The organism is Aquitalea denitrificans (assembly GCF_009856625.1).
Lineage (GTDB): Bacteria > Pseudomonadota > Gammaproteobacteria > Burkholderiales > Chromobacteriaceae > Aquitalea > Aquitalea denitrificans.
The window spans coordinates 3,400,748-3,412,862 of record NZ_CP047241.1; the positions used below are offsets into that span (position 1 = coordinate 3,400,748).

Below are 12,115 nucleotides of genomic sequence, written 5' to 3' on the forward strand. Positions count from 1 at the left end.
GCAATCAATTATCCGGAACGACGTATTCACGCAAAGCTCATGAAATGATTTGTCTTTTTTCATTGACACACCATGGGGTGGTGTTTAGCATCGGCCCAGATCAGAAATCCGGGCTGGCCAAATGAAAAGAATCACCCCATTGGCACTTTCGTTGTCATTTGCATTTTCCTTGCCGTTGCTGGCACATGCCGATTCCGGCGCTTTTCGACAGTCGGTAGGGGTGGATGAAGCCCAGGCGGCTGGCCTGGACATGATGCTGCTCAACTCCAGTCTGCTGCGTAATGGCGACAACGTCTGGGAACGCGCACGTGAAGGTTTCCAGTTGCCGGAAGTCAATGCCGACATCGTACGCAAGCAGGAACGCTTGTACAGCAGCAAGCCCGAATACTTCAAACGCATTCTTGACCGCAGCCATAAATACCTGTTCCACATCATGAATGAAGTGGAACGTCGCGGCATGCCAACTGAAATTGCCTTCCTGCCCATCGTGGAAAGTGCATTTGTTCCTACTGCCAACTCGCCGGTAGGCGCTGCCGGCCTGTGGCAGTTCATGCCCGCCACCGGTCGCCATTACGGCTTGGAACAAACCTGGTGGTATGACGGTCGTCGCGACATCATGGAAGCCACCCGCGCCGCCCTGGACTATCTGCAGAATCTGTACGCCCAGTTTGGCGATTGGAATCTGGCCCTTGCCGCGTATAACTGGGGCGAAGGCAATCTGGCACGCGCCATTTCCCGCGCCCAGGCTGCCGGGCTGGAACCCACCTACGAAAACATCCGGATGCCGAATGAAACCCGCAATTACGCGCCCAAGCTGATTGCCGTTCGCAACATCCTCAGCCAGCCGGAAAAGTATGGTATCCGGCTGGACAAATTCCCGAACAAGCCTTACTTCATTGCTGTCTCTACTGGCCGCCACATGGATATCGACGTGGCCGCCAAGATGGCTGGTATGTCGGTTGCCGAATTCAAGGAACTCAACCCGGCCTTCAACCTGCCGGTCTATGCCCACAAGCCGGGCCGCCAGATGCTGATTCCGCTGGCCAAGGCCGACAAGTTTGATTACAACCTGTCGCACTGGGACAAGCCGCTGCTAAGCTGGCAGGTCTACACCCCGTCGGCGGATGAAAACATCGCCAGCGTGGCCGAACGCTATGGCATGAGCTCGGCAGAACTGCAAAACGTCAACAAGCTGGGCTCCCGCAGCCTGACAGCAGGTCGTCCGGTACTGGTAGCACTGCGCGGCAAGGGCGATGGTGCCACTCCGCTTGATGGCACAGACAGCAACCTCACCGCCAGTGACAGCCTGATTGCCAGCGCCAAGCCACAGACTGCAGCAACGATGACGGCACAGCTCAAGGCTCCGGCAGCTCCGGTCGTGACCACAGCTTTGCCAGTCAACAGCCAGGCTCTGGTCGCAACAATTCGGCCAGCAACAACCAGCGCAGCAATGACACCGCCGCCGACTGAGCAAGTCGTAGCACTAGCGACAACAGCTGCTGCTACCAGCACGACCACCATCAGCCCGGCAGCCACTTCGCTCAGCACGCCACAGACCATCCTGGCCGATAGCGAGGCCACCCCGTCTGGAAAACCAGTCAGCAAGCCGGTAGTACTGGCCAAGGCTGAAGCACCCAGCCTGCCATCCAGCACCACCCCGCCACCCAAACCGCTGGAAGCCCGTCTTGCCAGTGTCAATCCGGCGGCCACCCAGCATACCGTGGTCAGTGGCGATACCCTGTTCAATATCTCGCGTCGTTACAACGTGAGCGTGGCTGATCTCAAGTCCTACAACAACCTGAGTGACAGCACGGTAAAACTGGGCCAGACCATCCGCGTCAAACCCAATCCGCTGGCCAGCAACACCATGCTGGCTGAGGCTGTGCCGGCCCCATCCGCGCAGGATGAGGCCCTGGTCAAGGTCAGCAGTGGCCCGACTGCCGCCACCGGAGCCGTTCCGGCTGAATACGTGGTGCAGCGTGGCGATACCGTCTACAGCATTGCCCGCCGCTTTGGTGTTAACCATGCTGACATCCAGCGCTGGAACGATGCCAATCAGCTGACCCGCCTGCAGCCAGGCCAGCGCGTACGCATTGAGACACAGGGCCTGTAATTTCCCTTGTCCTGCAAATGAAAAAACCCGCTGGTGCGGGTTTTTTCTTGTCTGCGGGCAAACTTCCTGGCGCTCACTCGGGTGCACGACTATCCAGCAAAATGGTCACAGGCCCGTCATTGACCAGACTCACCTGCATGTCGGCACCAAACACCCCGGTTGGCACCGCCTTGCCCAGCACCAGTGCCATGCTGGCAACAAACTGCTCGAACAGCGGGCGGGAGATATCACCGCGCGCGGCGCGGCTATACGAAGGACGATTACCCTTGCGGGTAGAGGCAAACAGGGTGAACTGGCTGACCGCCAGTACCTCGCCGCCACACTCCAGCAGTGAGCGGTTCATTATCCCGGCATCATCGTTGAAAATGCGCAGCTGGCTGATCTTGCGCACCAGCCAGTCGATATCCTGCTGCGTATCCACCTCCTCCACGCCCACCAGCAACAGCAAGCCGGCAGCAATCTGCCCACAGGTTTCACCTGCCACACTGACCTTCGCTTCGCTTACCCGTTGAACAACCACCCGCATGCCCGCATCTCCTAGAATCTGACATGCCATTCTACCCGGTAGGAGCCTGTGATGAATATTCTGAAGATTGCTGCATTTTCCAATGGCGACAGTGGCGGCAACCCGGCCGGTGTAGTGATCCAGCCCAGCCTGCCAAGTGATGGCGAGATGCAAAAAATTGCCGCTCAGCTAGGCTTCTCGGAAACCGTCTTCGCCATGCCGCAAGGCCAGGGCTGGCGGGTGCGCTATTTCTCACCAGAAGCAGAGGTTCCATTTTGCGGCCACGCCACCATTGCACTGGGAGCAGCTTTGGCGATGCAATACGGCAACAGGGATTTTCCCTTGCAACTGAATCAAGCCAATATCAGTGTCAGTGGCCAATACCAGGCAGGACAACTCAGTGCCGCCCTGCAATCGCCACCGACACGCAGTACTGCGGCACCGGCAGCCTTACTGCAAGAAGCACTCGACTTGTTCGGACTAAGCGCCGACCAGCTCTACCCAAAGCTACCTCCTGCCCTGATCCATGCTGGAGCAGACCACCTGCTGCTCGCCGTACAAGAGCGTACCACCCTATCCGCCATGCGTTACTCGCTGGAAGCAGGCCGCGACTTGATGCGCCGTGCCGGCCTGACCACCATCCTGCTGCTGTGGGCAGAGAACCAGCAACGCTTTCACAGCCGTAATGCCTTCGCTGCGGGTGGCGTCTATGAAGACCCGGCCACCGGAGCGGCCACTGCCGCCCTTGCCGGTTACCTGCGAGATATTGGCTGGGAGCATGGCGGCCATATCGAGGTGGTACAAGGTGAGGATATGGGCCAGCGCTCTTGCTTGCAGGCCACGATCCCGACTGAAAAAGGCAGTTCAATTCGCGTTTCCGGCAACGCCAGGCTCATGGCCCCCGCACGCTAAACGATCGGCTCCGCTACAATTCACCCCATTCTGCTGCAAGGACACGCCCCATGTTGATGGTACTTTCCCCAGCCAAAACGCTGGATTACACCACACCGCCGCACACCAAGCGCTACACCGAACCCGACTTCCTGGCCGAAAGCCAGCAGCTCATCAGCGTGCTGCGCGAGAAAAGCCCGGCGGACATTGCCAAGCTCATGGACATCAGCGATGCGCTGGCCACGCTGAATGTGGGCCGCTATCACGACTGGAACCCGGACTTCAGTCTGGCCAACGCCAAACAGGCGGTACTGGCCTTCCTGGGGGACGTATATGAAGGACTGGACGCGGCCAGCCTGAATGAGGATCAACTGGACTACCTGCAACAACATCTGCGCATTCTGTCCGGCCTGTACGGCCTGTTGCGGCCACTCGACCTGATGCAGCCCTACCGCCTGGAGATGGGAACCAAACTGGCCAATCCACGTGGAGCCAACCTGTATGCATTCTGGGGAGAGCGCATCACCGATGCACTGAACACACTGCTGGATGCCACCGATAATCCGGTACTCATCAATCTGGCATCAGACGAATACTTCAAATCGGTGAAACCGGCCAAGCTGCATGGCCGGCTGATTACCCCTGTGTTCCAGGACTACAAGAACGGACAGTACAAGATCATCAGCTTCTATGCCAAACAGGCACGTGGCCTGATGGCACGCTGGGCAGCACTGCACAAGGTGGACATCCCGGAAGCGCTGCAGGACTTCAACCTGGCCGGTTACCGTTTTGATAGCAGCGCATCAGACACTCAGCGCTGGGTGTTCCGCCGCCAGCAAGGCTGAGGCAGGCCGCTTCACACCTTGTTGTCCAGCAGCCTGCCCTGCTCGAATGCCGTGGCATTGGCCAGTGTGGTTTCGGCGATATTGTCCAGCGCCTCGCGCGTCAGGAAGCCTTGATGCGCGGTTACCAGTACATTGGGAAAGGTGAGTAGGCGGGCTAGTTGGTCATCCTGCAAGCCAACCTCGGAGTGGTTCTCAAAGAACACACCCTCTTCCATCTCGTATACATCCAGCCCGACACCAGCCAGCCGCCCATCCTTCAGGGCCGCAATCAGCGCGCCAGTCTCCACCAAGCCACCACGGCTGGTATTGATCAGGACCGCGCCGGCCTTCATGCCGGCCAGCGACTCAGCGTTGATCATGTGCTGGGTTTCCGCTGTCAGCGGCAAATGCAGGCTGACCACATCACATTCCGCCAGTAACTGCGGCAGCGTGACATATTCAAAACCCAGCTTTTCATCCAGCCCGGCCTGCGGGAATACATCAAATGCCAGAACCCGCATGCCAAAGCCTTTGGCAATGGAAATGGTGGCCTGGCCAATACGCCCGGTACCAACCACGCCGATGGTTTTGCGGTAGAGGTCAAAACCCACCAGCCCATCCAGTGAGAAATCCATCTCACGTACCCGGACATAAGACTTGTGAATGCGCCGTACCACGGCCAGCAGCAAGGCAAAGGCGTGCTCGGCCACCGCATGGGGTGAATAGGCCGGGACACGGGTCACCGTGATGCCATGCTGGCGGCAAGCCGCCAGGTCCACACCATTGAAGCCCGCACAACGCAGGGTGATCAGGCGGACACCACGTGCAGCCAGGCTGGCAATCACCTCGGCGTCCAGCCTGTCGTTGACAAAGGGACAGACCGCATCCACATCGTGCACCAGCTCCAGCGTGTCACGGTTGAGTCGTGGCTCAAAATAGCTCAGTTGATGACCAAACTGCTGATTGGCACCGTCCAGACTCAAGCGGTCGTAATTCTTGGTATCGAAAACAGCAATGCGCATGGCAGCTCTCTGCGGGATATGGGTGGTCTTGCAGTATAAGCTGTCGGCAAGCGCCCGGTCCGCTAGTGCATGGCCATACCCCATGCCTGCTTTATGCAAGGACCGGCAAGGACAAGATGGCGCAATAAAAACGGAAAACCCCGTAGAACCAGGTTCTATCGGGGTTTTCTGTATGATGCGATTTTTGTCGTCATCATTATTGGTTGCGGGAGCAGGATTCGAACCTACGACCTTCGGGTTATGAGCCCGACGAGCTACCAGACTGCTCCATCCCGCGTCAGTGTTCTGTCGCTGTCTTCTGCTGTGTTTCTTCAGAAGAGGAGTGCATAGTACAAGTAGCACGACAGGCTGTCAACAATTTCTTAAAATTTTTTTAATATGACAGCCGGTTCATTTGTAAAACTTATTAACATTTGCCCGCGCGACTGACACATCTCCTCAATATCACTGGCCTAAAGTACGTACTGTGTTACCGCCAGTCACTTCTGCCCCATGAGTGGCTGGCCGCCTGCCACACATCCCGTCGTCTTCCCCGAGAGGCGAACGTGCAGCAGACAGGTAGCCAGTGCAGTTTGAATCGTTCTGTGCCCACCCTGGTGACGTGCAGCGCGTATTCTCCTAAGTGTTCATCACGGAAATTCAAGGCCGCCTCTACAGGCGGCCTCTTTTTTTGTGCTTACCCCACCATTGCGATGGTGCGAGGGCGCAGTAGCAGGCGTCCGCGCCAGGTCAGCAGCAACATGATGGCCATCAGGCCATAGCTGACAAATGGCGACAGCAACAAGAAACGCTCGACTGACATAGTGCAGACCATCGCGGCACGCAATATTGTTTCCAGCGTAAGACCCATCCCCCACAACAACGTCAGCAATCGGATGCCCCGACGAAAACCAGCCTCCTGCCAGCGCTGCTCAAAACGTTGCCCCCCTGCAGCAGACTCCCGCGCCACGGTGGCACGCGCCAGATAGAACAGCAGTGGCTTGCCCAGCAGCAGTGACAGCAGGAATGCCACTCCGATCAAACCTGACAACAAGGATTCGCGCATCAGCAACACCCGCGGACTGCCACCGAGCAACATGGCCAGCAAGGACAGGGCAATTCCCCCAAGTACCAGCAGGCTGAGCGCATCAATACGGCGAAAACGCAGCAGCTCGACCACGCTCCAGGCGATAGGCGGCAAGGAAGACACGATCAGCCCGGCACTTTCACCCCATTGCGGCTGTGCCCAGCGATAGCACAGCCAGGGCAGCAGAAAGTTGGCAACAAGTTCGGGAGTCAGTTTGTGCAGGCGGGTCATGGGCAATGGGACTTGGCAAACACGTAGGCGGTCATGATACGGCAGAATCCATCAGTCATGAGCACCATAAAACAAAACCCCGCCGACGGCGGGGTAGTTTGCTTGATATCGACCCGGGTTCGTCAGGTCGCAGTGTGGTCAGGCAGCAGCGTGAATAAAGCCGTTTGGCGGATAAAAGGCACTGGCAAGACCAAGCACGGATTGGAAGGTGACTTCAAACATCTTGCCAACCTGGCGGATGCTGACAACGGTGTAGTGGACGATATCGCCACTGTCTTTATGCTCAAGTACGGTGTAACCGGGTTTCAGTTGAGAGATTTGCATTTTTATATTTCCTTGTTTTTTTTATCATTGCGACAAAATTTTAGTTTGATTTAAAGGTTTAACACGTTATTGACAAATTAGCCAACACTATAGTTCCACATCTTTATCTGCTGGCACTCTAACAGTGCAAAATGACACATTCGTGACGGCATCGCAGAAAGCAAAAAGCCCTGCCGCAATCCGCGACAGGGCTTGTGACGCAGGCGGATCCGCGCTTAACCGATACGCATGCCGGGTGCCGCGCCCTGATCCACATCCAGCAGGAACAGGCCGGAATTATCGTCGGTACCAGAGGCGCAGACGATCATGCCTTGCGACACGCCAAAGCGCATCTTGCGCTCGGCCAGATTGGCCACCACCACCACATTGCGGCCCACCAGCTTTTCCGGTTCCTGATAGGCAGAGCGGATGCCGGAGAAGATGTTGCGCTGTTCAAAGCCCAGGTCCACGGTGAACTGCAGCAGCTTGTCCGAACCTTCAACAAAGTTGCAGGCCAGTACCTTGCCGATGCGCAGGTCTACCTTGGCAAAGTCGTCAATCTTGATGGTGTCGGCCAGCGGCTCGTAAGCGGCGGCAGCCGGGGCGTTGCTGGTGGCTTGCATATTCTGTTTGTTTGCTTCGATCAGTTTGTCGATCAGCGCCGGGTCGATGCGCTGCATCAGGTGCTGATAAGTGTTGATGGTATTGCCCAACAGCAGGCTGTCGGCATCGGACCAGGCCAGCGGGGCCACGCCGAGGAAGGCTTCCACGCTTTCGGCCAGCTTGGGCAGTACCGGCTTCAGATAGATGGTGAGCAGGCGGAAGGCATTGATCAGCACGGTGCAGACTTCCTGCAGGCGTGCATCCTGCCCTTCCTGCTTGGCCAGTTCCCACGGCTTGTTGGCGTCGACATAGGCATTCACCTCGTCGGCCAGTGCCATCACGTCGCGCAGTGCCTTGGCGTATTCGCGCGCTTCAAACGCGGCAGCCAGTTCCGATGCAGCCGCTTGCAGCTTGTGCAGGATGGCGGTATCCGCCACGCTGTCGGCCAGCTTGCCGCCAAAGCGCTTGCTGATGAAACCGGCGGAGCGGCTGGCGATGTTGACATATTTGCCCACCAGGTCGGAATTCACCCGTGCCACGAAGTCATTGAGGTTGAGGTCGATGTCTTCGATGCGGCCGTTGAGCTTGGCGGCCATGTAGTAGCGCATCCACTCCGGGTTCAGGCCGCAGTCCAGATAGCTCTTGGCCTGGATGAAGGTACCGCGCGACTTGGACATTTTCTGCCCGTCCACGGTGAGGAAGCCGTGGGCAAACACGCCGGTGGGCACGCGCAGACCGGAGTAATGCAGCATGGCCGGCCAGAACAGGGCGTGGAAGTACAGGATGTCCTTGCCGATGAAGTGATACATCTCGGCGTCCGAATCCGGCTTGAACCAGGCGTCAAAATCGATGCCCTTGCTGTCGCACAGGTGCTTGAAGCTGGCCATGTAACCAATCGGTGCATCCAGCCACACATAGAAGTACTTGCCCGGCGCATCCGGAATTTCAAAGCCGAAATACGGTGCATCGCGGCTGATATCCCAATCCTGCAGGCCGCCTTCGATCCACTCGTTCATCTTGTTGAGCGATTCCGGCTGCAGGTGCGGCTGGCTGACGCCATCGGCACGCACGCTGCTGCCGCTAGTCCAGCCTTTGAGGAAGTCGGCACACTCGCCCAGGCGGAAGAAGTAGTGCTCGGAAGTTTTCAGCACCGGTTTGGCACCGGACACCGCCGAGTAGGGGTTCTTCAGTTCGGTCGGGTTGTAAGTGGCACCGCAGACTTCACAGTTGTCACCGTACTGGTCCTTGGCCGCGCACTTGGGGCATTCGCCCTTGACGAAGCGGTCCGGCAGGAACATCTGTTTTTCCGGGTCGAACAGTTGCTCGATGGTGCGGCTGGAAATCTTGTCATCGGCGCGCAGGGCCTTGTACACCTGCTCGGCAAATGCCTTGTTTTCCGGGCTGTTGGTGCTGTAGTAGTTGTCGTGGCCAATCAGGAAGCCCTGGGAATCGGCCAGGTGCAGTTCGCGTACCGCATCCACCAGCTGGGTGGGGGTGATGCCCTGCTTTTCGGCGGCCAGCATGATGGGGGCGCCGTGGGTGTCGTCCGCGCACACGTAATAGCATTCGTGCCCGCGCATTTTCTGGAAACGCACCCAGACGTCGGTCTGGATCTGTTCCAGCATGTGGCCCAGATGCAGCCCCGCGTTGGCGTAAGGCAGTGCACTGGTTACCAGAATCTTGCGTTTGCTCATTGTGGGTGTTCCTGATGGTAAGCGATCTCAAGCCGTCGATTATAGAGCCGGATAGCCTTACGGGTCACGGCGGTGTTCGGCAAAAACCCGGCTGATTGCCGACAAAAGCCATCAGACCGGGTTGCTGTAGACGGAAATGCAGTGATTTAGCTGTTCTGACCCTGCAGCTCCAGCGGCAGGTAATCGGCCGGTGCGGCACGCTCGGCCATGGCCTGCGGCACGGTGCGACGTGCCAGCAGCACAAACAGCACGGCGGTGAATACCGAGCAGCTAGCAAAGCCAGCGATACCACCTGCCATGTAAGCCAGGCGGAACAGCTCGATACCCAGTGCATAACCCGCCATCGACAGCATGCTCATGGCGGCGGATACCGTGCCCTTAGCCTCTGGCGACGACATCAGGGCAAAGCGGTACAGCACGCCAAAGCTCAGGCCTTCGCCAAAGCTCATCAGGCTCATGCCCGCCACCATCAGCCATACTGGCTCGGTGGTAAACAGCACGCCGCCCAGCATCAGCAACAGGCCGCCGACGATGGGTCCCATGCCGACAAAGACCGAACGTCCCAGCGGCCAACGCTCCGCCAGCAGCACCAGCGCAAAGTTACCGCCGATCAATCCGCCAAACACCGGCAGCTGCATCAGGCCATATTGCAAGGTGCTCATGCCCAGGTCCCGTACCAGCAGCACCGGCGACAGGGCAATCCAGCCCATCAGCGGTAAGGCCAGCAGCGGTATGCACAGCGCCGACAACACAAAGCGCGGCTGCTGCAGCAAGCGCAGATAATCTGCGCCCATGCGCCACAAGGGCTGGCGCAACTGCCCCGGCACGATGGTTTCCGGCATTTTCCAGATCAGGCCCAGCAAGGCGATGCCCGCCATGACCGCAATCGCCAGGAAGCAACTACGCCAAGGGGCGATCTCCACCAGCGCGGCACCGGCCAACGGCCCCACCAACGGCGCAATCAGCGCCACATTGGCCATCAGTGCGGTCACCTTGACTGCGGCGGTTTCTTCAAACGCTTCTTGTACGGCGGCATAGCCCACAGCATTGATGAAGCACAGCCCCATGCCCTGCACCACACGCAGCGCAATGAAACCCTCAATGGAATGAACCAGATAGGTGGCAAGGCAGGCCAGCATGAAAAAGGCCACGCCAAACAACAGTACCGGGCGACGGCCGATACGGTCGGACAGTGGGCCTGTCAGCCACGGCAGCACGGCACCGCCAACCAGGAAGGCGGTCATCGAGGTGGGCACCCAGTTGCTGCCTACCATGAACTCACGCGTCACCTGCAGCATGGCGGGCTGCACCATGTCGTTGGCAATGTAAACAGCGAATTCGAACAGGACCAGTGCCAGCGGAAACAGCAGATTCGCCGGACTGAGAGAAATATGTTTGGACTGCAAGACCACAACCTTTCTTGACGACAAAGAACGCAGCCACGGCCTGACGGGGCCGAGCCCGGGCTTGCAGCAGCAGAAAACAGCTGCGCCAGCACGAAAAAAAGCCGGGAATTCTACACAGATCAAGTGCTTGCGGCAAATTAATTCAAGATGAAGCAATAATTGCAGACACAACTTGCCCAAGGCCAAACCCATAGCCAGCACAGGCGCGCGGGAGTAACATGCCCACTTACAGAAGGGACAACACCGCTGTCCCAAAAACATAGTAAAATTGTCGGGTATTCACCCACTTCCATCGCCCCCATGCTCTCCAAACTGACCAAGCTGTTCGGCGGCAAGCCGGACACAGATAGCGCAGCCGATACCATGACACTGACCGACGCCCAAGTACTGGAGGCCGTTGCCGGCCTGCTCGACGCCAATACCGGTAAAACCTATCTCGCCGCCAAGGCGGTCAAAAACATCCGCATCAGTGCCGACCAACTGGCACTGGATGTGGTGCTGGCCTACCCGGCTGCCAGCCAGTTTGCCCTGGTGCGCCAGCAGTTTGAAACCGCCCTGCAAGCCATTGCAGCAGAACGGATGCTACATATCAATGTAAGCAGCCAGATCACCAGCCACGCGGCTCAGCGCGGCGTGCCTTTGCTGCCGGGCGTCAAGAACGTCATCGCGGTGGCATCCGGCAAAGGCGGCGTGGGCAAATCAACTACTGCCGTCAACCTTGCCCTGGCCTTGCAGGCTGAAGGTGCCCGCGTGGGCATTCTGGATGCCGACATCTATGGCCCGTCGCAACCGCTGATGCTGGGCCTGCAAGGCCAGCGTCCGGAAACACCGGATGGCAAAAGCCTGCAACCCATTGTCAACTACGGCATCCAGACCATGTCCATCGGCTATCTGGTGGATGCCGACCAGGCCATGGCGTGGCGCGGCCCGATGGTGAGCCAGGCCTTGCAGCAACTGCTCAACGACACCCGCTGGGACAATCTGGACTACCTGGTGATCGACATGCCGCCGGGCACCGGTGACATCCAGCTCACCCTGTCGCAAAAAGTACCGGTTACCGGAGCGCTGATTGTCACCACTCCGCAAGACATTGCCCTGCTGGATGCACGCAAGGGCGTCACCATGTTCCAGAAAGTAGGCGTGCCTATTCTGGGCATGGTGGAAAACATGGCCATTCACATCTGCAGCAACTGCGGTCATGCCGAACACATTTTTGGCGAGGGCGGTGCCGCACGCATGGCAGCTGACTTTGGCGTGGAAGTGCTGGGCTCGCTGCCGCTGGACATGAGCATCCGTCTGGCGGTGGATGAAGGCAAACCCACCGTTGCCGCCGATCCGGATGGTGCCGTGGCCGTTCTGTACAAGGACATTGCCCGCAAGCTGGCGGTAAAGGTGGGTGAAAAAGCCCAGGATTTCTCCGGCAAGTTCCCCAAGATCGTCATCCAGAACAACTAAGC

The 12,115-nt window shown here is 58.3% G+C and carries 10 protein-coding genes and 1 tRNA gene; 5 read left to right on the forward strand and 6 right to left on the reverse strand.

Annotated features, from left to right (window positions below):
• The first annotated feature begins 151 nt into the window (after positions 1–151).
• Complete coding sequence (locus tag GSR16_RS15520; protein WP_240902511.1) at positions 152–2,113, forward strand: LysM peptidoglycan-binding domain-containing protein; 1,962 nt, start codon at positions 152–154, stop codon at positions 2,111–2,113.
• Positions 2,114–2,186: 73 nt separating this feature from the next.
• On the opposite strand, the gene dtd is transcribed toward GSR16_RS15520, so the two are convergent.
• On the reverse strand, positions 2,187–2,639 hold the full coding sequence (gene dtd, locus GSR16_RS15525) for a D-aminoacyl-tRNA deacylase (RefSeq protein WP_159878947.1): 453 nt from the start codon (positions 2,637–2,639) through the stop codon (positions 2,187–2,189).
• 51 nt (positions 2,640–2,690) lie between these two features.
• Here dtd and GSR16_RS15530 point away from each other — a divergent pair, with 51 nt between their 5' ends.
• Entirely contained in the window at positions 2,691–3,530 is an 840-nt protein-coding gene (locus GSR16_RS15530; RefSeq protein ID WP_159878949.1) for a PhzF family phenazine biosynthesis protein, read from the forward strand.
• A 50-nt stretch (positions 3,531–3,580) separates the two neighbouring features.
• A complete protein-coding gene (yaaA, locus tag GSR16_RS15535) occupies positions 3,581–4,354 on the forward strand; it encodes a peroxide stress protein YaaA (RefSeq protein WP_159878951.1) in 774 nt (257 codons plus the stop codon).
• Between the two features lie 11 nt (positions 4,355–4,365).
• Here the strand turns inward: yaaA and GSR16_RS15540 are convergent, their stop codons facing one another.
• The 3 genes from GSR16_RS15540 to GSR16_RS15550 form a co-directional block, all read right to left on the reverse strand.
• On the reverse strand, positions 4,366–5,355 hold the full coding sequence (locus GSR16_RS15540) for a 2-hydroxyacid dehydrogenase (RefSeq protein WP_159878953.1): 990 nt from the start codon (positions 5,353–5,355) through the stop codon (positions 4,366–4,368).
• A 200-nt stretch (positions 5,356–5,555) separates the two neighbouring features.
• Positions 5,556–5,632 (reverse strand) — tRNA-Met (locus GSR16_RS15545).
• 399 nt (positions 5,633–6,031) lie between these two features.
• Entirely contained in the window at positions 6,032–6,652 is a 621-nt protein-coding gene (locus tag GSR16_RS15550) for a VC0807 family protein (protein WP_159878955.1), read from the reverse strand.
• Between the two features lie 57 nt (positions 6,653–6,709).
• On the opposite strand from GSR16_RS15550, the gene GSR16_RS15555 reads away from it, so the two are divergent.
• Positions 6,710–7,030 (forward strand): hypothetical protein, encoded by a 321-nt coding sequence (locus GSR16_RS15555; RefSeq protein WP_159878957.1) that lies wholly within the window; start codon positions 6,710–6,712, stop codon positions 7,028–7,030.
• Between the two features lie 161 nt (positions 7,031–7,191).
• On the opposite strand, the gene metG is transcribed toward GSR16_RS15555, so the two are convergent.
• Positions 7,192–9,252, reverse strand: a complete 2,061-nt coding sequence (gene metG, locus GSR16_RS15560; protein ID WP_159878970.1) for a methionine--tRNA ligase — start codon at positions 9,250–9,252, stop codon at positions 7,192–7,194.
• Between the two features lie 146 nt (positions 9,253–9,398).
• Positions 9,399–10,658, reverse strand: coding sequence for an MFS transporter (locus GSR16_RS15565; RefSeq protein WP_205677445.1), 1,260 nt, complete (start codon positions 10,656–10,658; stop codon positions 9,399–9,401).
• Between the two features lie 363 nt (positions 10,659–11,021).
• On the opposite strand from GSR16_RS15565, the gene apbC reads away from it, so the two are divergent.
• Entirely contained in the window at positions 11,022–12,113 is a 1,092-nt protein-coding gene (apbC, locus tag GSR16_RS15570) for an iron-sulfur cluster carrier protein ApbC (protein WP_167522578.1), read from the forward strand.
• Positions 12,114–12,115 lie beyond the last annotated feature (2 nt).

Bases quoted from the DNA above. Each gene is read 5' to 3' on its own strand.
- yaaA (WP_159878951.1), top strand. From the start codon at position 3,581: ATGTTGATGGTACTTTCCCCAGCCAAAACGCTGGATTACACCACACCG.
- metG (WP_159878970.1), bottom strand. From the start codon at position 9,252: ATGAGCAAACGCAAGATTCTGGTAACCAGTGCACTGCCTTACGCCAAC.
- dtd (WP_159878947.1), bottom strand. From the start codon at position 2,639: ATGCGGGTGGTTGTTCAACGGGTAAGCGAAGCGAAGGTCAGTGTGGCA.
- GSR16_RS15555 (WP_159878957.1), top strand. From the start codon at position 6,710: ATGAGCACCATAAAACAAAACCCCGCCGACGGCGGGGTAGTTTGCTTG.
- GSR16_RS15550 (WP_159878955.1), bottom strand. From the start codon at position 6,652: ATGACCCGCCTGCACAAACTGACTCCCGAACTTGTTGCCAACTTTCTG.
- GSR16_RS15540 (WP_159878953.1), bottom strand. From the start codon at position 5,355: ATGCGCATTGCTGTTTTCGATACCAAGAATTACGACCGCTTGAGTCTG.
- GSR16_RS15530 (WP_159878949.1), top strand. From the start codon at position 2,691: ATGAATATTCTGAAGATTGCTGCATTTTCCAATGGCGACAGTGGCGGC.
- apbC (WP_167522578.1), top strand. From the start codon at position 11,022: ATGACACTGACCGACGCCCAAGTACTGGAGGCCGTTGCCGGCCTGCTC.